We start from the raw sequence: 24,598 nt of genomic DNA, 5'->3' as shown, positions 1-24,598 counted from the left end.
AACATAACTGCGGCGAAAGCCATTGTAAAAATAGTCATCATAATTATTAACCTTTTTAAAATTTATTATTTGTTATTCCTTAAATACGGGTGCAAAGTTAACACTTTTTTATCAAATAACGGCATCTTTTGCCGAGAAATATCATTGCAATATGTTTTTCTTGATATGGGTCAATCACTTGTTTTTAGCCTTGGAAATGACATTTTGCTATCGGATATGTTGTTTTTGTGGCAATAATTTATATATCTCATTTCTCTCACTTTGTTATGTGTGTAACAAGATAGGGCTTCCTGTCAGATGGTAAGAAAAGGGCGCTCCGTCCTAAAGGATAGAGCGCCCTTAACTTTTATGCTGTTGATGCTGAATTTATGAATTCATGGAAATCAGGAACTCCTCGTTGTTGCGAGTAGTCTGCATGCTCTTGTGGATGGTATTCATCGCCTCGATAGGGTTCATGTCTGAAATGAACTTGCGCAGAATCCACATGCGGTCGAGCGTCTTCTTGTCCTGCAAGAGGTCGTCGCGACGTGTAGAAGAAGCCACCAGGTTGACGGCAGGGAAGATGCGCTTGTTGCTGAGTGAGCGGTCGAGCTGCAACTCCATGTTACCGGTACCCTTGAACTCCTCGAAGATAACCTCGTCCATCTTGCTACCTGTATCAATCAGGGCTGTAGCGATGATGGTGAGAGAACCGCCACCCTCGATGTTACGGGCTGCACCGAAGAAACGCTTTGGCTTCTGCAATGCGTTGGCATCCACACCACCGGTCAATACCTTACCTGAAGCTGGGGCTACAGTGTTGTAGGCACGTGCCAGACGGGTGATAGAGTCGAGGAAGATGACTACATCATGACCGCACTCTACCATGCGCTTTGCCTTCTCCAAAACGATGCCTGCAATCTTCACGTGGCGCTCGGCTGGCTCGTCGAAGGTAGAGGCGATGACCTCTGCATTCACGGTGCGGGCCATATCGGTAACCTCCTCAGGACGCTCGTCGATGAGCAGCATCATGAGGTATGCTTCTGGGTGGTTGGCTGCGATGGCGTTGGCAATGTCCTTCATCAGGATGGTTTTACCGGTCTTTGGCTGAGCCACGATGAGCGCACGCTGTCCCTTACCGATTGGTGAGAAGAGGTCTACCACGCGGGTGCTCAGGTTGGTGGTGCGACGGTCGCCGCAGAGATCAAACTTCTCGTTAGGGAAGAGTGGGGTGAGGTGCTCGAATGGAACACGATCGCGTACCTCTGATGGGTCACGGCCATTGATCTTGTCGATGCTGGTAAGTGGGAAGTACTTCTCACCCTCGTGAGGAGGACGCACGTGGCACTGAACCACATCACCCGTCTTCAATCCATATCGCTTCACAAAATTAGTAGCCACATAGATATCGTCTGGAGAAGAAAGATAGTTGAAGTCGCTGCTGCGAAGGAATCCGTAGCCGTCTGTAAGCACTTCGAGCACACCATTTGCGCTGATGATGTTGGAGAAGTCGTATTCTGGCTCTCTGCCGGATGTCTGAGGTGCAGCGGCAGGAGTGTTGCCGGATGCAACCGGAGTTGTAGGGCGATCGAAGATATCGTATGTTGGCGTGGCAGCCTGGTCTTCGATTGGAATATCTACTACGGTGATGAAGTCGGTACCGTCTCCTGGGTCACCGCTCCAAACGCCGTCTGGAGTAGTCTCGGCTGCAGCGTCTCCTGCGTTGTTCGCCTTCTTGCCAGTCTCTTTAGCCGCAGCCTTTTCCTCATGGTCTGCTGGCTTGTCGTTATGAGTGTTGAGCTTTGCCTGGAGCATAGCCATCAGCTCGTTGTTGCTTTCGCTGTTGTCGCTGGCTTCGCCAACGGCAAACTGGGCTTCAGGAATGAAATGCTCTTCGCTCTCTGGGGCTGCTGCCTGGTCAGACTCAGCCTGTGCATCCTGTTCTGCGCTAGTTTGTGCATCCTGCTCAGCATCAGTTTGTGCATTCTGCTCAGTCTCGTTGTTGTTGCCGGCATCAAAAATATAGCCTTCATTTTCGCTTTCCTGTTGCTGCTGTGTTGCCTGCTGCATCTTGATGGCAGCTGCTTTAGCCGCAGCAATGGCTTCCAGTTCTGCCTTGCTCTTTCTGCCTCTGTGCTTTGGAAAAGCAGCCAGCGGATCTACGGCTGCAGGGACTTCCTGTGGGGCAGCATCCTGTGATGCATCTGCAGGTCCGGTAGCCTGGTTCTTCATCACGTCGAAGTTCTCGCCATCAGTTCCATTGACAGAATAAACACGGTCTTCTTTCTTGCTGGCAATGCGTGTACGTTTACGCTTTGGTGCAGCATCATCTGTTGGGCCTTCAGCCTGGGCATCAAGGATGGTATAGATAATAGTCTCCTTGTTGTCGCCAGATTTAATCTTGGCTCCAATCTCTTTAGCAATGTCCTTCAGTTGAATGACACTTTTTGCTGATAATTCGTCTTTGCTATACATTATTATATTGTATATTATATGATTTTTCTATGAAATGTAGCGTTTCGAGAATGGAAACACTAGTTGTTTTGAATATTTTCGGTGCAAAGATACATAAAAATTTTGTTTCTGCCAAATTTTTTTGTAACTTTGCACACAAAAATAACGAAAATGGCTAGTCAAATACCGTATTTAGACGTTCAAAACCTCACCAAACGTTTTGGAGCTGAGGTTCTTTTTGATAATATTTCCTTCTCTATCGCTGAAGGACAGAAGGTGGGACTCGTGGCGAGAAACGGCACGGGTAAATCTACGTTGATGTCGGTGCTCATGGATAAGGAGGGACATGAGAGTGGTGACATCATCTATCGCCGCGACCTGAAGGTGGGCTATCTGGAGCAGTCGCCGAAGTTCGACCCGGAGGAGAGCGTGCTCGAGGCTTGCTTCAACCACGAGGATGACCCCGAAAAGGTGCTCAAGGCTAAGCAGATTCTCACACAGTTGCATATCACCAACATGGATCAGCCGATGGGACAGTTGAGTGGTGGCCAGCAGAAGCGTGTGGCGCTTGCCAATGTGCTGATTGACGAGCCCGACTTCCTGATGCTCGATGAGCCTACCAACCACCTCGACCTGGAGATGATTGAGTGGCTGGAGGGCTATCTGAACCGTGGCAATAAGACCATCTTCATGGTAACCCACGACCGATTCTTCCTCGACAAGGTGTGCAACACCATCCTGGAACTCGATGATAAGACCATCTACACCTATCGTGGCAACTATGCCTACTATCTGGAAAAACGACAGGAACGCATGGACAACCTGCGTGCCGAAATCCAGCATTCCAAGAATCTCTATCGCAGAGAGCTGGACTGGATGCGCCGACAGCCTCAGGCTCGCGGTCATAAGGCGAAGTATCGTGAGGATGCCTTCTACGAGTTGGAAAAGGTGGCAAAGCAGCGCATCGAAGACCGACAGGTTCGCCTGAAGGCTTCTACCGTGTATATCGGTTCCAAGATTTTCGAGTGCCAGTATGTGAGCAAGGCGTTCGACGACAGGGGTAAGAAGAAGGTGATTCTCGACAACTTCTACTACAACTTTGCCCGATTCGAGAAGATGGGCATCGTGGGTAACAACGGTACGGGTAAATCTACCTTCATCAAGATGCTCCTGGGCGAGGTGCAGCCCGATAGCGGCAAGTTTGATATCGGAGAGACCGTGCGTTTCGGCTATTTCTCGCAGGAGGGATTGAAGTTCCGTGAAGACCAGAAGGTCATCGATGTCATCACAGAGATTGCCGACTATATCGACCTGGGAAACGGCAAGCACATGACGGCTTCCCAGTTCCTGCAGTTCTTCCTCTTCACTCCCGAGGAGCAGCACAATTATGTATATAAGTTGAGTGGTGGTGAGAAGCGCAAGCTCTATCTCTGCACGGTGCTGATGAGAAATCCTAACTTCCTGGTGCTCGATGAGCCTACCAACGACCTCGATATCCAGACCCTCCAGGTATTGGAAGAATACTTGCAGGATTTCGCCGGTTGCGTCATCGTGGTGAGTCACGACCGTTATTTCATGGACAAGGTGGTGGACCATCTTCTGGTGTTCAAGGGCGAGGGCGAGATTCAGGATTTCCCTGGCAACTATACGCAATATCGTGACTGGAGCCGTTTGCAGGAGAAGGATGAGGCTGAGAAAGCTGCGGCTGCTGCGAAAACCACAGCCAGCACCAGTACCAGCACAAGCGATGGAACCGGCACCGCCAAGCGTGATGCCAACTTTGAGAACAAGCGCAAGATGAGCTACAAGGAGAAGCGTGAATATGAGCAGCTGACCCAGGAAATAGATAAGCTCACCGAAGAGCAGAAAAAGTTGGAAGAGGCCCTTTGTAGTGGCACTCTCTCGGTAGAGGAACTGACGGAAAAGAGCAAGCGCCTGCCTGAAATCAAGGATGAACTTGACGAGAAGGAAATGAGATGGCTGGAATTGGCAGAAATGCTCTAGGCTTTGAACTTTGAACATTGAACTTTGAACATTGAGCTTTGAACATTGAACATTGAACTTGATGATAAGTTGGTGTGCTGCCTTTAATAATAAACATTTAAAAAGAAAATAGAAAGAATGGAAATTAAGAAATCAGAATTTACAATATCGGCTCCACGAGTGAGCATGTGTCCTAAAGATAACAAGGCTGAGTATGCTTTCATAGGCAGAAGTAACGTGGGCAAGTCGAGCCTCATCAATATGCTTTGCAATCACAAGGGTTTGGCTAAAACTTCAGCCACTCCAGGTAAAACCCTGCTTATCAACCACTTTATCATCAATAACGAATGGTATCTGGTCGACCTTCCTGGCTATGGCTTCGCCAAGCGCTCAAAGACCGTGCAGAAGCAGTTGGAGCAGATGATCAGCAGCTATATCCTGCAGCGTCCGCAGTTGGCAAACGTCTTCGTTCTTATCGATGTGCGCCACGACCAGCAGAAGATAGACCGAGAGTTCGTGGATTGGTTGGGCGAGAGTAATGTTCCTTTCTGTATCGTCTTTACCAAGGCAGACAAGTTGGGTCCTGTCAAGGCTCGCATGAATGCCGAAAAGTGGATGCATGCCCTGGAAGACCGATGGGAGGCGCTCCCTCCATACTTCATCACCAGCAGTGAGAAGAAGACGGGGCGTGACGAGGTGCTCGACTATATCGACGAAATCAACAAGTCTCTGGCAGGAGAGTAACTGCCGGAAATCTTGACTTTGAAGATTGGAAACTCGAATTTCTGAAATGGATAATAGGAGGAATCCTATGTAAAATTTGAAGAAGAGGATGAAACAGATTAACTGGGGATTTATCGGCTGCGGTGAAGTAACCGAAAAGAAAAGCGGCCCGGCATTCAACGAGGTGGAGGGATCGCAGGTTGTTGCGGTGATGAGCCGTAGCGAACAGAAGGCGCGAAGCTATGCCGAGCGCCATCATATAAGAAAATGGTACACCGATGCGCAGGAACTCATCGATGACCCTGACGTGAACGCCATCTATATCGCTACGCCACCGTCATCGCACGCCACCTTTGCCATCATGGCGATGCATGCTGGCAAGCCTGTATACGTAGAAAAGCCTTTGGCAGCAAGCTATAACGACTGTATTCGCATCAACAGAATCAGCGAGCAGACCGGTGTGCCTTGCTTTGTGGCATACTATCGCAGGTATCTTCCTTACTTTCAGAAAGTGAAGGAGATTATCAACAGTGGAACTATCGGAGAAATAGTCAATGTACAGGTTCGCTTCTCGGTGCCTCCCCGTGACTTGGATTACAAAAGCGGCAAGGAGATGCCTTGGCGTGTGCAGCCAGACATTGCTGGTGGCGGCTATTTCTACGATTTGGCGCCTCATCAGATAGACCTGTTGCAAGACCTCTTTGGTGTGATTACCCGTGCCCATGGCTATCCTGCCAACCGTGCGCATCTCTATAAGGCTGAAGATACGGTATCGGCATGTTTCTTCTTCGAAAGTGGCGTGACGGGCAGTGGCAGCTGGTGTTTCGTGGGACATGAGAGTGCCAAGGAAGACTGCATTGAGATTATCGGTGATAAGGGTTCGCTTTCGTTCTCCGTGTTCACCTATCAGCCTATCGTCTTGATAACAAGCGAGGGTAGAACCTGCATCACCGTTTCTAATCCGCCGTATGTGCAGCTGCCTATCATCAAGAATGTGATAGAGCATCTGCAGGGTATCAGCACCTGTACTTGCACCAGCGTTTCGGCTACTCCGGTAAACTGGGTGCTCGACCGCGTGCTTTGGAAGAACTAACGTTTGATTTTGTAAGTGCTAACGTGTGTTTTGAAGAACTGAATTGTAGAATTTCAAAGAGTCAGTAAGATGAAAAGAAGAATTTGGTCTTTAGTGGGAGTCTGGTTGCTCGCTTTGCTGCCAATGATGGCAGTGGAGCGGGATTCTCTTCAATTGCCTACTGACCAAAGCAAGACAGACCAAAGCAAGACTGACCAGAACAAGACTGTTGCCGATTCTTCTTTGATGAAAACGCTTTTCAACTCTACGATGTTCAAGGGAAACTCTGAGGATAGCCTGACGCGTGCCCGACATGAGAAAACCTTCTTTCACCGTTTGGGAAAGACTTTTACGAATTTCTTTCGGGAGTTTTCAAATATCAACGAACAGTATATCGAGCCTCAGCATTACAATTATACCGTGATGCTCCAGAATACCAATACCTATGAGGTCTATACCCTTTATGGTGAGGAAGGACAGCGTATCTCGTTTGCGCCTGACCCTTCATGGCGATTGGGACCTTATCTGGGATGGCGATGGGTGTTCCTGGGTTATACCATAGACTTGAAGCACATCAATATGAAGAGCGACCACAGTAGCAAGAAGGAGTTCAATCTAAGCCTGTATAGCAGTCTGCTCGGAGTGGATTTGTTCTGGCGACAGACGGGTAATGACTATCATATCCAAAGAATGGATTTGAGTGATGATGTGAATACGGATGTCCTCAAAAAGGTATCTTTCGATGGCTTTAAAGGAAGCATCAAGGGCTTGAACCTTTACTATATCTTTAATCATCGTAAATTCTCATATCCAGCAGCTTATTCGCAAAGTACGAAGCAGAAGTTGAGCGCCGGTTCGTGGATGGCGGGCTTGGGATATACCCAGCATCAGCTGGAAGTGGACTGGGATAAACTTTCGAATATCGTGGATGAACGGCTGAATCAGAAATCCAGGAATCAGCTGAATCAGAATCCCATGAATCAGCTGAATCAGGAAGCAAGGAATCAGATGGAGGCAAGGATTGATAGCTCTCTGATGTTCTCGAAGGTGAGGTATAGCGATTATTCTGCCACAGTGGGATATGGCTACAACTGGGTGTTTGCCAAGAACTGGCTCTTCAACGCCTCGCTTTCCGTGGGACTTGCCTACAATCATTCCAGATCAGACGATCCGGAACTTGACAAGTTCAACCTGAAGAACTTCAACTTCAAGAACTTCAATATCGATGGTGTGGGCCGTTTTGGTGTGGTATGGAATAATGACAAATGGTATGCGGGTATCAGTTCTGTCATTCATTCTTACAATTATCATAAAGATCATTTCTCTACCAACAATTCCTTCGGCTCCCTGAACATCTATGTGGGCGTGAATTTTGGTAAGAAGCGGGAATATAAAAATGTAAAACAATGAAAGTAAAGCATAATTTTTTGGTTTGTGCGGCGGCATTCATGATGGTGATGCCGGCTTGGGCAAAATCTGGCGTAGTGTATCAGAGCCAGGATAGTATGCGAATTGTTTCTTTGCTCCAACAGGCAAAGGCGATGAAGAAGAAACCTGCCAACTGGATGATGTGGTTCGGAAAGCAGTTTGTGGGTGTCCCCTATGTGGGCGGCACCCTGGATAGAACAAAGGAGGAGCAGCTTGTGGTGAATACCCGTGAACTGGATTGCACCACCTACGTAGAAATCGTGACTGCTCTGGCGATGTGTGCCAAGAATCACGAAACCAGTTTTGCAGCCTTTTGCAATCATCTCAAGCATGTGCGCTATGTTGGTGGCGATGTAGAGTATGTAAAGCGCCAGCATTATTTCACACTCTGGGTAGATGACAACGTAAAGGAAGGCATCGTGAAGGATATTCAGACCAATCCACCTTTCACGGCTATACAGACCATCAGCGTAAACTGGATGTCTACCCATCCATCCAGCTACAAGATGCTTTCGGCTCATCCACGATGGCAGTCGGGCATCCGGGCTTTGGAACAGAGCATCAATGGCAAGCGCTACCGCTATATTCCGAAAGGAGAGATCCGCAACAACCAGCTTTTCAGAAATACCATCAAGAATGGCGATATCCTTCTGATGATTACCCGGAAGAAGGGGTTGGACACCACGCATATCGGAATCGCTTCCTGGCACAAGGATGGTTTGCATCTGCTCAATGCCAGCAGCATCCACAAAAAAGTGATTGACGAACCGATGACACTTTATAATTATATGCAGAAGCATCCTTCCCAAATAGGTATCCGTGCTTGCAGGGTGTTGTGATATTTCTAAATATTATCCTCATCGGTTGAAACATTCCAATGAATAGGATGTTTTCCTACTTCATATTTATCCTTAAGGCTAATTATTTTTAGGCTTAAGGATAAATATATTTAGTCTTAAGGCTATTTATATTTTCCCTTAAGCCTATTGTCTCCTTCTCTTGATTTTTATTTTTCTTTCTTTTTATTTTGTTCAGTTATTTCTTTCTGATGATGTTTTTCTGTATTTTTGGCACGCTATTTGTAAAAGCAATAGGCAGAAATAAATAAAGTAAAACATATAAAACATTATAAATTATGGCACAGAAAGGTAATATCGGTGTAACGACAGAGAACATATTCCCTGTCATCAAGAAATTCTTATATTCAGATCATGACATCTTCCTTCGTGAGATGGTTTCCAACGCTGTGGATGCTACACAGAAGTTGAAGACTCTTGCTGCCCAGGGCGACTTCAAGGGTGAGATTGGCGACACTACTGTACGCATCTCTCTCGACGAGAAGGCTGGTACCCTGACTATCAGTGACCGTGGTATCGGTATGACAGAGGAGGAAATCGATAAATATATCAACCAGATTGCATTCTCTGGTGTAACAGACTTCCTCGACAAGTACAAGGAGAATGCCAACGCCATCATCGGTCACTTCGGTCTCGGTTTCTATTCTTCTTTCATGGTAGCAAGCAAGGTGGAAATCATCACCAAGAGCTACAAAGAGGGTAGCAAGGCTGTAAAGTGGAGCTGCGATGGTTCACCTGCTTTCGAAATCGAGGACACTGACAAGGCTGACCGCGGTTCAGATATCGTTCTCCATATCGCTGACGACTGCAAGGAATTCCTTCAGAAAAACAAGATTGAGGAACTCCTGAACAAGTACTGCAAGTTTATGGCAGTGCCTGTAGCCTTCGGCAAGAAGACTGAGTGGAAGGACGGCAAGAACGTGGAGACAGACGAGGATAACATTATTAATAATGTGGAGCCTCTCTGGACCAAGACTCCTAGCACCTTGAAGGATGAGGACTACAAGAAGTTCTATCACACCCTCTATCCAATGCAGGACGACCCATTGTTCTGGATTCACCTGAACGTAGATTTCCCATTCAACCTGACGGGTATTCTCTACTTCCCACGTATCAAGAACAGCATTGACATGCAGCGCAACAAGATTCAGCTGTATTGCAACCAGGTATTCGTAACAGACCAGGTAGAGGGCATCGTTCCTGAGTTCCTGACCCTGCTGCATGGTGTTATCGACTCACCGGATATCCCATTGAACGTGAGCCGCAGCTACTTGCAGAGCGACAGCAACGTGAAGAAGATTTCTACCTACATCACCAAGAAGGTGGCAGACCGCTTGAACTCTATCTTCAAGGAGAACCGCAAGGAATTCGAGGAGAAGTGGGATGACCTCAAACTCTTCATCAACTACGGTATGCTTTCACAGGATGACTTCTACGATCGCGCCAAGGATTTCGCTCTCCTGAAGGATGTAGAGGGCAAGTACTTCACTTACGAGGAGTACAAGACGCTGATCAAGGACAACCAGACCGATAAGGATGGCAACCTGGTATATCTCTATGCTAACAACAAGGAGGAGCAGTACTCTTACATCGAGGCTGCCAAGCAGAAGGGTTATTCAGTGCTTCTGATGGAAGGTCAGCTTGATACCCCAATGGTCAATATGCTGGAGCAGAAGTTGGAGAAGAGCCGCTTCACACGTGTGGATGCAGATATCATCGACCGCCTCATCGTAAAGGAAGATGCCAAGAAGACAGATTTGACAAAAGACCAGTCTGACAACTTGACAGAAGTGTTCCGCTCTCAGATGCCTAAGCTCGACAAGGCTGAGTTCTTTGTTGAGATTCAGGCTTTGGGTGAGCAGAACCAGCCAGTGCTCATCACTCAGAACGAGTACATGCGCCGTATGAAGGCGATGAGCCAGTTCCAGGCAGGCATGAACTTCTATGGTCAGATGCCAGACAGCTATAACATCGTGTTGAACTCAGACCATGCTTTGGTGAAGAAGGTATTGGAGGATGCTGAGGCTAACACCGCCGATGCATTGAAGCCAATCCTTGCAGAGATCAAGGGTCAGGAAGCTCGCCTTGCAGTGCTTCATCAGGAACAGGGTAAGAAGAAGCCAGAGGAGATTACCCAGGAAGAGAAGGATGATGTTCACAACACAGAAAAGGCTATCAGCGACGAGAAGGCTAAGCGCAATGATATCATCTCGGGCTATGCCAAGAACAACAACATCGTTCATCAGCTCATCGATCTCGCCCTGTTGCAGAATGGTATGCTGAAGGGTGCTTCTCTCGATGCATTCCTGAAGAGAAGTGTGGATATGATTAAGTAATAGGGTCTTTAAAGACGTATATAACTTTACGAGATGTAACATTGAGGTTACAAATTGTATCTAGATATGTGCTAAATGTTTCAAAGTAGACATTTAGCACATTTTTTTGTCCCTTTTCTTTGGTAGTGTTATCCGTTTTTTGTAACTTTGCATTACTTAATCGAATAAGCATATAATAATCAGAACCACCATCATGGAACGAAACAAAGAATCAGAACGCAGCTTAATAGCTGATTATTACACAAAGCATTTCGAAGAATTGAAGGCGTTTGTGTATTCCCGTCTGCCGATAGCGGATGAGGCTGAGGATATAGCGCAGAACATTTTCTTGAAACTGTTGGAGTCGAAGAAGATGATTACGCCTATCACCTTGCCTTGTTTTGTCTATACCATGGCGAGAAACTTGATTGCTGACTACTGGCGCCACAGACAGCAAGGTGAGGTGTACGAGCATTTCATCAAGACAAGCAATTGGAGGTCGAGAAGTACCGAGAGCGTCGAGTCGCTGTTCTCGGCTCAGGAAGTGAACGAAATGTTAGAACGCGGTATCGCCCAACTTTCCGATAAGCAAAGCTGTGTTTATCGCTTGAATGTTTATGAGAATATGCCGGTGAGAGAAATCGCTACAACGCTCAACTTGAGTTACAAAAATACCGAAAATCGCCTGGGTTTTGCCCGCAAGCGGGTTCGTGACTTTATGAAGAAGGCGTTGGCTAGTTAGGGTAGTTATGGACGATGTCTATCAGATAGACATTTGGGTAGGTGGTATAATGATTTTATGGTATTATGATATAATGCGAAAAAAGGCTGCATTCCTCATGTTTCAGGAATGCAGCCTTTATGGTTGTTATGTCTTAGTTCTCCTTGAAGGCGATGACTCGGGTCAATGCCTTGTCCAGATAGAATGTCTGGGTGATTTCCTGCTTCTTGCCATCATGATCGGTCAACTGATAGGTGGCCCTTATATATAATAAGGTGTCTGGGAACGTGCCATCGTTATAGTCGATGTTCTTCTTGATGTATGGAAGCTTGCTCATCTCCTGTCTCATCGACTTCACCTTGTTGAAGTCGATCATTGCCGTCTGATTGAGCTGGCTGAAATGCTCATAGCTGCAATCTTCGTTCTCAAGGTTCTCGTTGAGGAAATCCTTGACGAGCGACTTGGCTTTGTGCCGGTCGCCACATGATGTGAAGACCAGCGACAAAGCTAATGTGAGTAAGAAAATAAGCTTCTTCATTACTTCACGCTACGGAGAATGTCCAACAAGTGATTCCATACCATCTCAACGGTAGGAATCAGAAGAGCTTCCTCTGGAGTGTGCACGTTGCGAAGGGTAGGGCCGAAGCTTACCATGTCGAGGTCTGGGTAACGCTCAGAGAAGAGACCGCACTCCAGACCGGCGTGGATGCCCTTGACCAGTGGCTCCTTGCCGAAGAGCTTCTCGTAACTCTTTACGGTGATGCCGGTCAGCTTGTTGTTGGCACGCATCTTCCATGCTGGATACTTACCGCCCACATTTACCTCAGCTCCTGCCAAGAGGAAGGCTGCCTTCACGGTGTTGGTCATATTATCCAAATTGCTCATTACATTACTGCGCTGTGAAGCCACGATGTGGATGCTGTTCTCATCGGTGATGACGCTTGCTACATTGCTTGATGTCTCAACCATCTCGGCAAGCGCCTCGTCCTGACAAGTGGTAAGAGGACCGTTGTCAACAGCCTGCAAAGCCATGATGAACTTATCTGCCACAGCTTTCTCGATGACAGGAGCTGCATCGGCAGAACCCATGTTGAACAACATCGACTGCTCTGTAACGTGGAACTCATCCTCTACCTCTGAAGCGAAGATATTCCAGTCGGCACGTACCTGCTCCTTTGCCTCGTTCTTGACTGCGAATACAATCTTGCCGTCGCGAGGGATGGCATTGTGCATCTTGCCACTGTTGAAGCTAACCAGGCGGAGTTCACCATTCAGCTTTTCGCTTTCCAAGAAGAGGAAACGGGCAAGTACCTTGATGGCGTTGGCGCGTTTCTTGTTGATGTCATCGCCAGAGTGACCGCCGTTGAGTCCCTTCAGAGAAGCTTCCATGAAGAAATAGCCAGCTGGAGCCTCCTCACGATTGAAGTGGAAGGTAGCCTTGGTGGTCTGACCGCCTGCGCATGATACGAAAATCTGTCCCTCATCCTCAGAATCGAGGTTGATGAGCATCTTGCCAGTCATGAAGCCTGCCTTCATGCCTACGGCACCACTCAAGCCTGTCTCCTCGTCACGGGTAAATACGCACTCGATAGGACCATGCTCAATATCGTCGGCTGCGAGGATGGCGAGCTCGATGGCACATCCGATACCATCGTCAGCACCGAGGGTAGTACCCTTTGCCTTCAGCCATTCTCCATCCACATAAGTCTGGATGGCATCCTTGTGGAAATCGAACTCCACATCCACCAGTTTATCGCAAACCATATCCATGTGGCTTTGGAGGATGATGGTGTCAGCATTCTCATATCCTGGGGTGGCAGCCTTGCGAATCAAGACGTTGCCAGTCTCATCAACTACAGTCTCAAGGTTGTGGCTCTTGCCAAATTCCTTCAAGTACTCAATCATGTTCTCCTCGTGCTTAGAAGGACGAGGAATCTCGTTGATTTTAGCGAACTGCTCGAACACGAGAGCAGGTTTTAAATCATTTTTTTCCATTTATAATGTTATTTTGTATATATAATTCTCTTTATTTGTTATTTTTGCTTCAAGAAAGTCATTTATTTATGAAATTTCCTTTGCTTTTTGACCGAAAAGTCGTACCTTTGCAACGTGAAGTGCATTAAGGCACTGCAAAGATAATAAAAATGATAAAATTATTGCTATTTAGTCTGTTAATAATTGCTATTGCTATGGCATTATTCAGTGTGAAACTGATTTTTAAGAAGAACGGCAAGTTCTCTTCGCAGCATGTACACGACAATCCGGGTCTTCGCAAGATGGGTATCCATTGCGTGGTTGATCAAGACCGTGAGGCGCGCGAGGCAAACAAGGCGTATTAATCATCAGGCGTGTTAATAATTAAAAGAGAAAGTATAAATAAAAAGATTATAAGGAAATGAAAAAGAACATTTTGAGTTCAGTGGCTATCGCTGCTGTTGCTGCCTTGTCTTTGGCATCATGCAACAAGTCACAGCCTCAGGTTGAGGCTAAGTCTGAGAGCAAGGCTCCTGCTGATTTGAAGATTGCATACGTTGAGGTTGACTCTATCATGACTCAGTATACCTTCGCTAAGGAGTATGCTGCTGTGTTGGAGAAGAAGGGTCAGAATATTCAGGCTACTATCGCACAGAAGGGCCAGCAGTTGCAGGCTGCCGCTGCCAACTTCCAGCAGAAGATTCAGCAGAATGCTTACACCCGTGAGCAGGCTGAGGCTATCCAGGCTGGTTTGCAGAAGCAGAACAATGACCTTCAGGGCTTGCAGCAGCGTTTGAGCACTGAGTTTGCTGCAGAGCAGGAGAAGTACAACAAGGCTCTTCATGACAGCATCGCCAACTACTTGGCTCTGTATAACAAGGATAAGAAGTATAGCATCATCTTCTCTAAGAGTGGTGACAACTTGCTCTATGCTGACAAGGCATACGATATTACCAACGAGGTGATTGCTGGCTTGAACAAGGCTTACAAGGGTAAGGTGAAGGGAGCTGAGGCTGCTGCACCTGCTAAGAAGAAGTAAGATTCTTGAGGATTTTTTAATAGTATTGAAATTATGCTTCGTAACGAAAGATACGAATACATATTAAACCATTTCAGAGATGCGTTGCCGCATGTAACCACTGAGTTGCAGTTTGGCAGCGCATTTCAGCTATTGGTGGCTACCTTGCTTTCGGCACAATGCACCGATAAGCGCATCAACATGGTAACTCCTGCTCTCTTTGCCCGCTATCCGGATGCTCACCACATGGCGCAGGCGAGTGAAGAGGATATCTTCGAGTTAATCAGTTCGGTGAGCTATCCCAATGCCAAGGCAAAGCATCTTGCCCAGATGTCCAGACAATTGGTTGAACTGTTTGGGGGTGAAGTGCCTGAGGCTACTGATGATTTGGTGAAACTGGCTGGAGTAGGGCGCAAGACGGCGAATGTGATTCGTGCCGTCTGGTTTGGGCATGCTACGATGGCGGTGGATACGCATGTTTATCGTGTGAGTCATCGCATGGGCTTGGTGCCCCGCACGGCAGATACGCCTCGCAAGGTAGAGGATTATCTGATGAAACATATTCCTGCTGAAGATATCCCGAAAGCGCATCATTGGATACTATTGCATGGCAGGTATATTTGCAAGAGTGCCAAGCCGCTTTGTGATAAGTGTTTTTTTAATGAGTATTGTCCTAAACTATTAAAGGACAGCAAGCTTTAAGTAGTTGATAGTTAAAAGTTTACAGTTGATAGTTTATAGTGATTAGCTACTGTAAACTATCAACTGTAAACTATAAACTTTTAACTATCAACAAATTCTGACAGTTTTATTCAAAAGATAGTTATCCAGGATAACTATGGCTGCCATGGCTTCTACCACAGGCACGGCTCTTGGCAATACGCATGGATCGTGGCGACCGCGGGCTGTGAGTTTGGTAGGATTTCCTTCCAAATCCACGGTATCCTGTTCCATCAGAAGGGTAGCCACTGGTTTGAAGGCTACTCTGAAGTAGATATCCTGTCCATTGCTCAAACCACCCTGAATACCACCGCTATGATTGCTCTTCGTGGTGATGCGGGCAGCAACTTCCTGATTGATAGCACTATCCAGATTCTCGTTAGAATCGTCTGATGCCTTAGCTGCATCAGTCTTAGGAATGAATACATCGTTCTGCTCGCTTCCACGGGCAGTAACGCCAGCGAATCCCTCGCCATACTCAAATCCCTTTACGGCATTGATGCCAAGCATGGCAGCACCGAGTTGGGCATGGAGTTTATCGAATTCCGGTTCTCCCAATCCTACTGGACATCCCTTGATGACACAAGTGATGATGCCGCCAATGGTGTCGCCATCCGCTTTAACCTGGGCAATAAGGTCTTCCATCTCCTTCGCCTTTGTCTGGTCTGGGCAGCGTACCGGATTATCTTCAATGGTGTTGAGATCATACTGATGGTAATCTTTCTCCAAAGCGATGTTACCCACTTGGGATGTATAGGCAGTGATGCTGATACCTAACTGTTTGAGTGCCAGCTTTGCCAAGGCACCACCCACGCAGCGGGCGATGGTGATGCGCGCAGACGAACGGCCGCCGCCACGATGGTCGCGGATGCCATACTTCTCATTGTATGTGAAATCGGCGTGCGATGGTCGGAACAGACAGCGCATATTCTCGTAATCCTGAGAATGCTGGTTTTGGTTGCGCACCTCGAAGCCGATAGGGGTTCCCGTAGATTTACCTTCGAACACACCACTCAGAAATTCCACCTTGTCAGCTTCCTTTCGTGCAGTGGTGATGTGACTCTGTCCAGGGCGACGACGATTGAGCTCGTTCTGGATAAAGTCCATGTCGATGTCGATGCCTGCAGGGAATCCGTCGATGACGCCTCCTACTGCTATGCCATGACTCTCGCCAAAGGTGGTGAGAGTGAAAAGATTGCCAAATGTATTCCTCATTGCCAAATTCTTTAGTTGATATGAAGAGCGGCTATCCCAAAATGATGTTGAGACAGCCGCTATTGTTGATTCTCAAATATTACTTGTTGCAATCGCAGCCGCCTTCGCAGTTGCCATCCTTGCAGTCGCCGCCGCAGTCGCCGCCGCAGTTGTCGCAGCTGCCACCGCAACCGCCAGCCTCACCGCTGATGATCTGAGCCATCTTGGCGATTTCGTCTGCTGTTGCCTCACGGCTCTCCAAAATCTGACCGCAGAAGTTGAGCTTCAAGCCAGCCAATGGGTGGTTAAGGTCGCAAGTAACCTTATCGTCTGTGATGTTCTTTACCACTGCGTTGAAGTGGTTGCCATCCTCGTTCTGCAATGGGATGATGGCACCTACCTGTACGTGCTGAGCATCAAACTGACCATTGATAGTAAAGATCTGCTTGTCCAGGTCGAGTACGCGCTCATCATAGTGCAAACCGTAAGCCTGCTCTGGCTCCAACTCGAAGTCGAACTCCTCGCCTTCAGCCAAATCAACTACCTTCTCCTCGAAAGCTGGCAAAGTAACGCCCATGCCGCTGATGAAGAAGAAAGGACGCTCATCTGTAGTGCGCTCGATGAGCATCTCTTCGCCGTTATTACCCTTTGTTACATCGTAGAGTGCGTATGACACTCTAATAAACTTGTTCTTGTTGTTTGATTCCATTATTATATTTGTTTTTTGTTGTTATCTTACTCATACCGGATTTTCTTATTTATATAATATTGTACGCGCGTACATTATATATATTGATAATTAACATCCGGTATATGTGATACTTCATTCTATTTCTTTTTTGTTCTTTTACGCTTTTCCATCTGTACGCTTTTCACCATTTCCATGCGCTCTAAGTAGATAGGGCGCCATTTGTCGATGATGTCTTGCAAACTTTTGCTCTTGCTTGAGAGGTCTGCGTATTCTTCGCCATCAGTTTCGCCCGCCTTCTTGAGGTCAAGCATTCTGGCGATGAGATTTTTCTGGTTCTCCTCGGCAGCTTTCAGCTGGTTTCCCAGTTTTTCCAGACTTTCGAGGAAGGCGAGTGCCTTGTCTATATGATTCTGTTCTTCCATTTGTCTAAGTGTATTTACTGCAAAATTTGTTTTGTTATAGCTGATTGCAGCTTAACATTTGCAAAGATACAACAATTTATTGGGATATGGAAAAGAAATGAAGGAAATGTTCGCTTTTTCTGTAAAAAAGGTGCAAAACCATAGATTATGGGGAGTAGGATAGTGCAAAGTGGCGGTAGTATAGAGAATAGAATAAACGGATGGAACCTTTTTGTTAACGATATTGCGTTTCTTCTATCTTTTTGAATCGCAAAATATGTAATAAATGACGTTATGATGCTAAATTCTGCTTTTCAGTTTTGATATATATCAATAAATAAGCGAAATTCTGCATTTTTTTGCCTAATTGTTTGCGTACACAACAAAAAGTTCGTATCTTTGCAATGTCTTAAAGAAAAAGACTATAGGATAATGTTTAACAAGAGTCCTTCATGTAACTCCCAGGAGTTTGGAAGATGACTCGTAAAGTAAAGAAAGGTAAAAAGATTATGAAGAAGATTATGATTATGGCAGTAGCAATGTTCGCAATGGCAACAACTACTTTCGCAGCAGAGGAGAACACAAATGCAACAGCAGCGTTCAACATGAACATCAAGATGGGTAGCTTGGCAAACGCTTTGTCACTCAACCTTGATCAGGCTGAGGCTGTAGCTGATGTACACAAGAACTTCACTGCAGATATGATGAATGCAGCAACAGCAACAGCTGAGGATCGTGCTGCTATGATTGACAAGGCTGTCATCAAGGATTTGAAGTACATGCACAGCATCCTCAACGATGCTCAGTATCGTAAGTATGTGATGCTCTTGAATGCAACACTTGTAAATCGTGGTTTGAAGTAATTCGATTTCGATAGAATTCAAATAAGATTATTATAAGAGAGAGATATTTTGGAACTGCAGGTTAGACTAGAAGGTCTGACTTGCAGTTTTTCGTTTCTGCAGGTTTCTATTAGTTTCTTCAAGCTTCTGCGTGCTTCTTCCCGTATCTGCGGGGCAATACTGATACTCATTATTTCTAGGTATTCGCTAAAACCCCCATTTTTAGGTATTGCAGGGTTCGGAAAAATGTCGTACCTTTGCAACCGTAATCAGGAAAGAAATACTTTTAGATAGAATTAGATTATAGATACTGAATGAAACGAATCTTGTTCGCTAATAGAAATAATTCATAATGTTTTTGTATAATGAGAGCAGCCCGTCCGTGAGGATGGGCTTTCTCTTTTATTTCACTTTCGAAAAGTTTTATTTTTTACTTTCGAAAAGTTTTTTATTTCTCCTTCAATAAGTCGTCCAGGAAACTATCCAGGTCACTGTCCAGGTTTTCCATCAAGTCGCCTCCCACGATGATGGTGTCATCGTCGGCAAGATAAAGTTCGCCAAGATTTTCCTTGTCGTCATCTTCCAGCACAAAACTATATGGCTTTAGAATGCCGAGATTGTCGATAGTTTCCGAATTCTTACGCATGACGTCTCGTAAGGTTTTGGCAACTTCGTCGTAGAAATTCTCGTCCTTGTTGTCAATCCATTGTTCAACTACGCAGCGAGTAATCTCGTTATCTTCGTCGTCAAAAGCCAAGAGCTCACCGCTGTCTTGTGAAACTCTCACGTGGATGTCGGTCAGCACGGTGTTGTCTTCTTCCGAAAGTTGTGCTGGAAACTTTTGAGCCACTTTTCTAATGAAGCGCTCAACTTGTTGAATTGTCTGCTCTATTTCCATAATCATAGTTTTATTGTGCCTCGGCACACAAGGTGTCTTAGCGTTCTTGTTTTCTGCAAAGGTAACAAAAAAAATGGTATAAACAAAGAAGATAGAGTGAAAAATACAAAAAACCTTTTTTTTCTCTGTTTTTCCTCGAATTTGCCCGTTTTTTACCCCGAAAATGTAACAGAGAAAACGTTTACGTTTCTTTTCGTAAAATAAGTTGGGCTTTTTGTTTGTCGTTTGTAAATTAAGTGTTATCTTTGCAGAGAAATTCGATTTGCTAACTCTACTTTGCAATTATAAGGGCTATGGAAAGATTCTTGGCAGAGTGGGAGATGCAAGGAAAAATGACAAGACTAACTATTCAGTAACAAATGAGTAACAAGATAAAACATGCTGGAGTTGTTGATGGAGTAGAAGGAGAGTGCGTTCGGGTACGCATCTTGCAGTCTTCTGCCTGCAGTGCCTGTAAGGTGGCTGCACATTGCAATGCTTCAGAAACTAAGGAAAAAATAATAGATGTAATGGATGCTGATGCTTCCCATTATCAGAAGGGCGATCAGGTGATGGTTGTGGCTGATACGGCGGTTGGCTTTCGTGCCAGCCTGTATGGTTACCTCCTTCCTTTGATTCTGATGGTCGTTACCTTGGTGGGCGTTTTGGCTGCCACTCATTCCGAGGGTCTGGCGGCAGTGTCGGCATTGGGCATCCTGATCCCTTATTATGTCCTCCTCTTCTTGATGAGAAACAAACTACGAAATAGGTTGAGCTTTACTCTGGAACGTTAAAAAGGTAAAGGGTAAGGGGCTCTCTATAAACAAAATCTGAAATATTAATAAAACAATAAAACATTATGGAATTAATTTTGAGTGCTGTCTTGGTGCTCGGTGCCATTGCGCTGGTAGCAGCGCTGGTGCTCTTCGGAGTTTCCAAGAAGTTTGCCGTTGAAGAAGACCCTCGATTGGGACAGGTGGGTGAACTCCTTCCGGGTGCCAACTGCGGTGGTTGCGGTTTTGCCGGATGTTCCGGTATGGCGGCTGCGCTGGTCAAGGGTGCTGATGCCGGTAGCATCGACGGACTGATGTGTCCTGTGGGTGGTGCCGACGTGATGGGCAAGGTGGCTGATCTCCTGGGGCTGGCTGTGGCTAACACAGAGGCTAAGGTGGCAGTGGTTCGTTGTAATGGCTCTTGCGAGCATCGTCCTCGCATTGCCGAGTATGATGGTCTGCACACTTGTGCTGCTATGAACTCTTGTGGTGCTGGTGAAACCGGTTGTGGATTCGGCTGTCTGGGTTGTGGTGATTGCGTGGCTGCCTGCCAGTTTGGTGCCATCTCTATCAATCCTGAGACGGGTCTTCCTGGGGTTGATGAGGAGAAGTGTACGGGTTGTGGTGCGTGCGCCAAGGCTTGTCCACGTCATATCATCGAGCTTCGCAAGAAGGGTCCAAAGGGTCGCCGAGTTTACGTGCAGTGCGTGAACCACGACAAGGGTGCTGTTGCCAAGAAGGCTTGTAGCGTTGCTTGCATCGGATGCGGTAAGTGTCAGAAGGTCTGCAAGTTTGATGCTATCACTATCGAAAACAATGTGGCTTATGTCGATTTCAACAAGTGCCGCATGTGTACCAAGTGTGTTGACGAATGCCCAACCGGTGCTCTCGTAAAAGTTAATTTCCCAATTAAGAAAAAGGAGGAATAATCATGAATTTGAGAACTTTTAGAATTGGTGGAGTTCACCCAGAAGAGAATAAGATTACTGCTGAGATGGCTACTCAGGTGGCTCCTCTCCCTAAGCAGGCTATTTTTCCGCTTGGTCAGCACATCGGTGCTCCTGCCAAGCCTGTGGTTGCCAAGGGCGACAAGGTGAAGGTGGGTACACTCATCGCTGAGGCAGGTGGTTTTGTGAGTGCTCCTATTTACAGTTCCGTTTCTGGAACCGTGTTCAAGGTAGATACATCCATTGATGCTACCGGTTATCGCAAGCCTTGCATTATCATTAATGTAGAGGGCGACGAGTGGGAGGAGAGTATCGACCGCTCTGATAAGCTCGAAACGCTGGAGGCTCATGCTGAGCTGACTCCAGAAGAGATTGTCAACCGTATCAAGGTGGCTGGTGTCACTGGTATGGGTGGTGCCGGTTTCCCTACCTTCATCAAGCTTTGTCCTCCTCCAGGAGCCAAGGCTGAGTGTGTCATCATCAACGGTGTAGAGTGCGAGCCTTATATCACAGCCGACTATCGTCTGATGATGGAGCATGCTGATGAGATTCTCGTTGGCTTGAACCTTCTGATGAAGGCGGCTAAGGTAGAGAAGGGCTACATCGGTATCGAGGACAACAAGCCTGCTGCCATCAAGCTCTTCGAGGAAAAGACAGCCAATGACTCCCGCATCGAGATTGTTCCTCTGGCTAAGAAGTATCCTCAGGGTGGTGAGAAGCAGTTGGTGGATGCCGTTATCCGCCGTCAGGTTCCAGCTCCTCCAGCTATCCCAGTCAACGTTGGAGCAATAGTTCAGAATGTAGGTACTGCCTTCGCTGTTTATCAGGCAGTTATGAAGAACAAGCCTCTCTTTGAACGCTATACTACCGTTACCGGTAAGCAGGTGAAGAATCCTGGCAACTTCCTCGTACGTATGGGTACTCCATTCTCTCAGATGATTGAGAACTGCGGCGGTTTGCCAGAGGGCGACAACAAGGTATTGGCTGGTGGTCCGATGATGGGTAAGGCTGTAATCAGCCTTGACGTACCTGTAACCAAGGGAACCAACTCCATCACCGTACTGACCGATGCTGATGCTCATCGCAAGAAGGCTCAGCCATGTATCCGTTGTGCCAAGTGTGTGGATGCCTGCCCAATGGGTCTGGAGCCATACCTGCTTGCTACCCTGAGCGTAGTGAAGGATTATGAACGCCTTGAGGCAGAAGAGGTAACATCTTGCATCGCCTGCGGTTCATGTCAGTTCACCTGTCCATCTCATCGTCCTATCCTCGATAACATCATCAATGGTAAGGCAGCGGTAATGGGCATTATCAGAGCACGAAGTGCCAAGAAGTAAAGAATAAAAGTAAAAACAAACCAAATACTTGATGAAGTAAAATGGGAAAATTAATCGTTTCATTATCGCCACATGCCCACGGAAATGAGAGCGTGGAGAAGAACATGTACGGAGTAATCATCGCTCTCGTACCTGCCATCCTCGCATCTTTCTATTTCTTCGGCTTGGGTTCAGCAGTCGTTCTGCTCACCTCTGTGGCAGCCTGCGTCTTCTTTGAGTGGGCAATTACAAAATATCTCCTGAAGGAGGAGACCAGCTTGCTCGATGGATCTGCCATCATCACCGGTCTCCTGCTCGGCATGAACTTGCCAAGTAACCTTCCTCTCTGGATCATCATCATCGGTGCCCTGTTTGCCATCGGTGTGGGTAAGATGAGTTTCGGCGGTCTGGGTAACAATCCTTTCAATCCCGCTTTGGTGGGCCGTTGCTTCCTGCTCGTCAGCTTCCCTGCACAGATGACTTCATGGCCAGTGGCAGGGCAGATGCTCAGCTATACCGATGCTACAACTGGTGCTACACCGCTGGCTATCATGAAGACTGCCATCAAGACTGGCGATGCTTCTCTCCTGAATCAGTTGCCTGATTCCATGAGCTTGCTCTTCGGTGCTACTGGCGATACTTTCGGTGCCGGAACTACCGGTGAGGTTTGTGCTTTCGCACTCCTGCTCGGCTTGGCTTACATGCTCTGGAAGAAGGTCATTACCTGGCATATTCCAGTCAGCATCATCGCTACCGTATTCGTTTTCAGCGGTTTGATGCATTTGGCTAATCCAGTTTATGCCAATCCTCTGGCTGTCATCTTCAGTGGTGGTCTGATGCTCGGTGCCATCTTCATGGCTACTGATTACGTTACATCACCAATGACTCACAAGGGTATGCTCATCTACGGTGTCTGCATCGGTCTTCTCACCGTTATCATCCGTAACTGGGGTAGCTATCCAGAAGGTATGTCGTTCGCCATTCTTATCATGAATGCGTTCACACCTCTTATTAACACATACGTTAAACCAAAGCGCTTCGGTGAGAAGCCTGCTAAGAAATAAGGAGGACTGAGACATGCAGAAATTAGAATCATCATTAAAGAACATGGTTTTGGTGCTCGTAGGTGTAGCGCTCGTTGTGGGTGCTGTGCTGGCTTGCATCAACAACCTTACTTCAGGTCCTATAGCCGAGAAGGCTGCCCAGAGTCTGGCTGCCGGTATCAAGAGCGTGATGGGCTCTGAAGATCTCCAGGTGGCTGACCCTGAAGAGGTGAAGCAGGAGTTTGGCGGCAAGGAGTTTACCTTTATCCTCCACAAGTGCTCTGACAAGAGCGGTAAGGAGTTGGGGGCTGCCGTAGAGAGTACTACCGGCGGTTTCGGTGGCGACTTGAAGGTGCTCGTAGGTTTCGATGCCGAGGGCAAGATTATGGGTTATACCATTCTTCAGGCTTCGGAGACTCCGGGTCTGGGTGCCAAGGCAACTACCTGGTTCCAGAAAGACGGAAAGGGTAGCATCATCGGAAAGACTCCAAAGGATGGCGACCTCCACGTAAGCAAGGACGATAAGGGTGGCAATGCAGTAGATGCCATCACCGCATCAACCATTACCAGCCGTGCCTTCCTCAAGGCTATCAATCAGGCTTACGCTGCCTATGCAGGTAAGAGTGTAGATGGCGAGAGCGGTGCATCTAAAGTTGAACATAACGAAAAGAAAGGATAAGCCGATATGAGTAATATGAAAATTTTGATGAACGGACTCATCAAGGAGAACCCTACCTTCGTGTTGCTCCTCGGTATGTGTCCTACCTTGGCAACAACTACCAGTGCCATCAACGGTCTTTCCATGGGATTGGCTACCATGGCAGTATTGGTTTGTACCAACTTTGTGATTTCATGCATCAAGAAGATTACCCCAGATATGGTTCGCATCCCTGTTTTCATCGTCGTGATTGCAGCCTTCGTAACCATCCTTCAGATGCTGATGAGTGCCTATGCTCCTGACAGCATCAACCAGGCTCTGGGTATCTATATCCCATTGATTGTAGTAAACTGTATCATCTTGGGTAGAGCAGAAAGCTTTGCTGCCAAGAACTCACCGATTGCCAGTCTCTTTGATGGTCTCGGCTGCGGTTTGGGTTTCACCCTCGGTTTGACTATCTTGGGTAGTGCCCGTGAGATTCTTGGTGCAGGAAGCGTATTCGGTATCACTCTGTTGCCAGAGACTACCAATATTCTGATGTTCATCCTGCCTCCAGGAGCATTCCTCACATTGGGATACATCATTGCGATATTTAATAAGGTAAAGAAGTAA

General features: G+C 46.9%; 24 protein-coding genes. 17 read left to right on the top strand and 7 right to left on the bottom strand.

Translation table 11 applies throughout. The features are described from left to right. Positions 1-366: 366 nt before the first annotated feature. Complete coding sequence (gene rho / locus KUA49_RS10680) at positions 367-2,454, bottom strand: transcription termination factor Rho (protein WP_218411343.1); 2,088 nt, start codon at positions 2,452-2,454, stop codon at positions 367-369. A 150-nt stretch (positions 2,455-2,604) separates the two neighbouring features. Here rho and KUA49_RS10675 point away from each other — a divergent pair, with 150 nt between their 5' ends. The 7 genes from KUA49_RS10675 to KUA49_RS10645 all read left to right on the top strand — a co-directional run bounded on the left by KUA49_RS10675 (position 2,605) and on the right by KUA49_RS10645 (position 11,553). Next, entirely contained in the window at positions 2,605-4,437 is a 1,833-nt protein-coding gene (locus KUA49_RS10675) for an ABC-F family ATP-binding cassette domain-containing protein (protein WP_218411344.1), read from the top strand. A 117-nt stretch (positions 4,438-4,554) separates the two neighbouring features. Then, positions 4,555-5,160 carry a ribosome biogenesis GTP-binding protein YihA/YsxC gene (gene yihA / locus KUA49_RS10670; RefSeq protein ID WP_203038965.1) on the top strand — a complete coding sequence of 202 codons (606 nt, stop codon included), beginning with the start codon at positions 4,555-4,557 and terminating at the stop codon, positions 5,158-5,160. 88 nt (positions 5,161-5,248) lie between these two features. Further along, positions 5,249-6,232: a Gfo/Idh/MocA family protein gene (locus KUA49_RS10665; RefSeq protein WP_218411345.1), complete on the top strand. Its 984-nt coding sequence runs from the start codon at positions 5,249-5,251 to the stop codon at positions 6,230-6,232. Between the two features lie 225 nt (positions 6,233-6,457). Next, positions 6,458-7,621: a DUF4421 domain-containing protein gene (locus KUA49_RS10660; protein WP_218411503.1), complete on the top strand. Its 1,164-nt coding sequence runs from the start codon at positions 6,458-6,460 to the stop codon at positions 7,619-7,621. Next, positions 7,618-8,478: an N-acetylmuramoyl-L-alanine amidase-like domain-containing protein gene (locus tag KUA49_RS10655; protein ID WP_218411346.1), complete on the top strand. Its 861-nt coding sequence runs from the start codon at positions 7,618-7,620 to the stop codon at positions 8,476-8,478. Before KUA49_RS10660 ends, KUA49_RS10655 begins: the two co-directional genes overlap by 4 nt. Before the next feature lie 296 nt (positions 8,479-8,774). Continuing rightward, a complete protein-coding gene (gene htpG / locus KUA49_RS10650) occupies positions 8,775-10,832 on the top strand; it encodes a molecular chaperone HtpG (RefSeq protein ID WP_218411347.1) in 2,058 nt (685 codons plus the stop codon). A 193-nt stretch (positions 10,833-11,025) separates the two neighbouring features. Then, a complete protein-coding gene (locus tag KUA49_RS10645) occupies positions 11,026-11,553 on the top strand; it encodes an RNA polymerase sigma factor (RefSeq protein ID WP_218411348.1) in 528 nt (175 codons plus the stop codon). A gap of 133 nt (positions 11,554-11,686) precedes the next feature. Here KUA49_RS10645 and KUA49_RS10640 read toward each other — a convergent pair whose 3' ends face one another. Both KUA49_RS10640 and KUA49_RS10635 read right to left on the bottom strand, forming a co-directional pair. Then, entirely contained in the window at positions 11,687-12,070 is a 384-nt protein-coding gene (locus KUA49_RS10640) for a hypothetical protein (RefSeq protein ID WP_203049890.1), read from the bottom strand. After that, positions 12,070-13,527 carry an aminoacyl-histidine dipeptidase gene (locus tag KUA49_RS10635; RefSeq protein WP_218411349.1) on the bottom strand — a complete coding sequence of 486 codons (1,458 nt, stop codon included), beginning with the start codon at positions 13,525-13,527 and terminating at the stop codon, positions 12,070-12,072. Before KUA49_RS10635 ends, KUA49_RS10640 begins: the two co-directional genes overlap by 1 nt. Positions 13,528-13,676: 149 nt before the next feature. Here KUA49_RS10635 and KUA49_RS10630 point away from each other — a divergent pair, with 149 nt between their 5' ends. Genes KUA49_RS10630 through nth form a run of 3 tightly spaced genes read left to right on the top strand, consistent with a single transcriptional unit; the run spans position 13,677 to position 15,226 of the window. After that, positions 13,677-13,871 (top strand): hypothetical protein, encoded by a 195-nt coding sequence (locus tag KUA49_RS10630; protein WP_203038979.1) that lies wholly within the window; start codon positions 13,677-13,679, stop codon positions 13,869-13,871. A 56-nt stretch (positions 13,872-13,927) separates the two neighbouring features. Next, complete coding sequence (locus tag KUA49_RS10625) at positions 13,928-14,545, top strand: OmpH family outer membrane protein (protein WP_218411350.1); 618 nt, start codon at positions 13,928-13,930, stop codon at positions 14,543-14,545. Positions 14,546-14,578: 33 nt separating this feature from the next. Next, positions 14,579-15,226 carry an endonuclease III gene (gene nth / locus KUA49_RS10620; protein WP_218411351.1) on the top strand — a complete coding sequence of 216 codons (648 nt, stop codon included), beginning with the start codon at positions 14,579-14,581 and terminating at the stop codon, positions 15,224-15,226. An 87-nt stretch (positions 15,227-15,313) separates the two neighbouring features. Here nth and aroC read toward each other — a convergent pair whose 3' ends face one another. The 3 genes from aroC to KUA49_RS10605 form a co-directional block, all read right to left on the bottom strand. Further along, positions 15,314-16,459, bottom strand: a complete 1,146-nt coding sequence (gene aroC / locus KUA49_RS10615; protein WP_218411352.1) for a chorismate synthase — start codon at positions 16,457-16,459, stop codon at positions 15,314-15,316. Between the two features lie 79 nt (positions 16,460-16,538). After that, positions 16,539-17,147, bottom strand: a complete 609-nt coding sequence (locus tag KUA49_RS10610; protein WP_218411353.1) for an FKBP-type peptidyl-prolyl cis-trans isomerase — start codon at positions 17,145-17,147, stop codon at positions 16,539-16,541. 119 nt (positions 17,148-17,266) lie between these two features. Then, positions 17,267-17,551, bottom strand: coding sequence for a hypothetical protein (locus tag KUA49_RS10605; RefSeq protein WP_203038989.1), 285 nt, complete (start codon positions 17,549-17,551; stop codon positions 17,267-17,269). A 488-nt stretch (positions 17,552-18,039) separates the two neighbouring features. On the opposite strand from KUA49_RS10605, the gene KUA49_RS10600 reads away from it, so the two are divergent. Continuing rightward, positions 18,040-18,393, top strand: a complete 354-nt coding sequence (locus KUA49_RS10600) for a hypothetical protein (RefSeq protein WP_203038991.1) — start codon at positions 18,040-18,042, stop codon at positions 18,391-18,393. Between the two features lie 427 nt (positions 18,394-18,820). Here the strand turns inward: KUA49_RS10600 and KUA49_RS10595 are convergent, their stop codons facing one another. Then, on the bottom strand, positions 18,821-19,276 hold the full coding sequence (locus KUA49_RS10595; RefSeq protein WP_412178577.1) for a hypothetical protein: 456 nt from the start codon (positions 19,274-19,276) through the stop codon (positions 18,821-18,823). 353 nt (positions 19,277-19,629) lie between these two features. Between KUA49_RS10595 and KUA49_RS10590 the strand changes: the two genes are divergently transcribed. The 6 genes from KUA49_RS10590 to rsxE all read left to right on the top strand — a co-directional run bounded on the left by KUA49_RS10590 (position 19,630) and on the right by rsxE (position 24,598). Continuing rightward, positions 19,630-20,043 carry a SoxR reducing system RseC family protein gene (locus KUA49_RS10590; protein ID WP_218411354.1) on the top strand — a complete coding sequence of 138 codons (414 nt, stop codon included), beginning with the start codon at positions 19,630-19,632 and terminating at the stop codon, positions 20,041-20,043. Positions 20,044-20,108: 65 nt separating this feature from the next. Beyond that, on the top strand, positions 20,109-20,951 hold the full coding sequence (locus tag KUA49_RS10585; protein ID WP_218411355.1) for a Fe-S cluster domain-containing protein: 843 nt from the start codon (positions 20,109-20,111) through the stop codon (positions 20,949-20,951). A gap of 2 nt (positions 20,952-20,953) precedes the next feature. After that, the gene (gene rsxC / locus KUA49_RS10580; protein ID WP_089542708.1) at positions 20,954-22,306 is read left to right on the top strand and encodes an electron transport complex subunit RsxC; all 1,353 of its coding nucleotides are present in this window, start codon (positions 20,954-20,956) and stop codon (positions 22,304-22,306) included. 41 nt (positions 22,307-22,347) lie between these two features. Beyond that, positions 22,348-23,349: an RnfABCDGE type electron transport complex subunit D gene (locus KUA49_RS10575; protein ID WP_089542707.1), complete on the top strand. Its 1,002-nt coding sequence runs from the start codon at positions 22,348-22,350 to the stop codon at positions 23,347-23,349. Between the two features lie 13 nt (positions 23,350-23,362). Next, a complete protein-coding gene (locus KUA49_RS10570) occupies positions 23,363-24,007 on the top strand; it encodes an RnfABCDGE type electron transport complex subunit G (protein ID WP_218411356.1) in 645 nt (214 codons plus the stop codon). Between the two features lie 6 nt (positions 24,008-24,013). Continuing rightward, complete coding sequence (gene rsxE, locus KUA49_RS10565) at positions 24,014-24,598, top strand: electron transport complex subunit RsxE (RefSeq protein ID WP_089542705.1); 585 nt, start codon at positions 24,014-24,016, stop codon at positions 24,596-24,598.

Source organism: Segatella copri, assembly GCF_019249655.2.
Classification (GTDB): Bacteria; Bacteroidota; Bacteroidia; order Bacteroidales; family Bacteroidaceae; genus Prevotella.
The sequence above is the reverse complement of the archived record's forward strand: the minus strand, read 5'-3'. Positions and strand labels throughout refer to the sequence as shown.

What these genes read in the sequence shown, in the direction of transcription:
- aroC (WP_218411352.1), bottom strand. Translation starts at nt 16,459, where the DNA reads ATGAGGAATACATTTGGCAATCTTTTCACTCTCACCACCTTTGGCGAG.
- KUA49_RS10625 (WP_218411350.1), top strand. Translation starts at nt 13,928, where the DNA reads ATGAAAAAGAACATTTTGAGTTCAGTGGCTATCGCTGCTGTTGCTGCC.
- KUA49_RS10610 (WP_218411353.1), bottom strand. Translation starts at nt 17,147, where the DNA reads ATGGAATCAAACAACAAGAACAAGTTTATTAGAGTGTCATACGCACTC.
- KUA49_RS10605 (WP_203038989.1), bottom strand. Translation starts at nt 17,551, where the DNA reads ATGGAAGAACAGAATCATATAGACAAGGCACTCGCCTTCCTCGAAAGT.
- KUA49_RS10570 (WP_218411356.1), top strand. Translation starts at nt 23,363, where the DNA reads ATGCAGAAATTAGAATCATCATTAAAGAACATGGTTTTGGTGCTCGTA.
- KUA49_RS10640 (WP_203049890.1), bottom strand. Translation starts at nt 12,070, where the DNA reads ATGAAGAAGCTTATTTTCTTACTCACATTAGCTTTGTCGCTGGTCTTC.
- KUA49_RS10675 (WP_218411344.1), top strand. Translation starts at nt 2,605, where the DNA reads ATGGCTAGTCAAATACCGTATTTAGACGTTCAAAACCTCACCAAACGT.
- yihA (WP_203038965.1), top strand. Translation starts at nt 4,555, where the DNA reads ATGGAAATTAAGAAATCAGAATTTACAATATCGGCTCCACGAGTGAGC.
- KUA49_RS10645 (WP_218411348.1), top strand. Translation starts at nt 11,026, where the DNA reads ATGGAACGAAACAAAGAATCAGAACGCAGCTTAATAGCTGATTATTAC.
- KUA49_RS10630 (WP_203038979.1), top strand. Translation starts at nt 13,677, where the DNA reads ATGATAAAATTATTGCTATTTAGTCTGTTAATAATTGCTATTGCTATG.
- nth (WP_218411351.1), top strand. Translation starts at nt 14,579, where the DNA reads ATGCTTCGTAACGAAAGATACGAATACATATTAAACCATTTCAGAGAT.
- KUA49_RS10590 (WP_218411354.1), top strand. Translation starts at nt 19,630, where the DNA reads ATGAGTAACAAGATAAAACATGCTGGAGTTGTTGATGGAGTAGAAGGA.
- KUA49_RS10585 (WP_218411355.1), top strand. Translation starts at nt 20,109, where the DNA reads ATGGAATTAATTTTGAGTGCTGTCTTGGTGCTCGGTGCCATTGCGCTG.
- htpG (WP_218411347.1), top strand. Translation starts at nt 8,775, where the DNA reads ATGGCACAGAAAGGTAATATCGGTGTAACGACAGAGAACATATTCCCT.
- rho (WP_218411343.1), bottom strand. Translation starts at nt 2,454, where the DNA reads ATGTATAGCAAAGACGAATTATCAGCAAAAAGTGTCATTCAACTGAAG.
- rsxC (WP_089542708.1), top strand. Translation starts at nt 20,954, where the DNA reads ATGAATTTGAGAACTTTTAGAATTGGTGGAGTTCACCCAGAAGAGAAT.
- rsxE (WP_089542705.1), top strand. Translation starts at nt 24,014, where the DNA reads ATGAGTAATATGAAAATTTTGATGAACGGACTCATCAAGGAGAACCCT.
- KUA49_RS10600 (WP_203038991.1), top strand. Translation starts at nt 18,040, where the DNA reads ATGAAGAAGATTATGATTATGGCAGTAGCAATGTTCGCAATGGCAACA.
- KUA49_RS10595 (WP_412178577.1), bottom strand. Translation starts at nt 19,276, where the DNA reads ATGATTATGGAAATAGAGCAGACAATTCAACAAGTTGAGCGCTTCATT.
- KUA49_RS10575 (WP_089542707.1), top strand. Translation starts at nt 22,348, where the DNA reads ATGGGAAAATTAATCGTTTCATTATCGCCACATGCCCACGGAAATGAG.
- KUA49_RS10635 (WP_218411349.1), bottom strand. Translation starts at nt 13,527, where the DNA reads ATGGAAAAAAATGATTTAAAACCTGCTCTCGTGTTCGAGCAGTTCGCT.
- KUA49_RS10660 (WP_218411503.1), top strand. Translation starts at nt 6,458, where the DNA reads ATGAAAACGCTTTTCAACTCTACGATGTTCAAGGGAAACTCTGAGGAT.
- KUA49_RS10655 (WP_218411346.1), top strand. Translation starts at nt 7,618, where the DNA reads ATGAAAGTAAAGCATAATTTTTTGGTTTGTGCGGCGGCATTCATGATG.
- KUA49_RS10665 (WP_218411345.1), top strand. Translation starts at nt 5,249, where the DNA reads ATGAAACAGATTAACTGGGGATTTATCGGCTGCGGTGAAGTAACCGAA.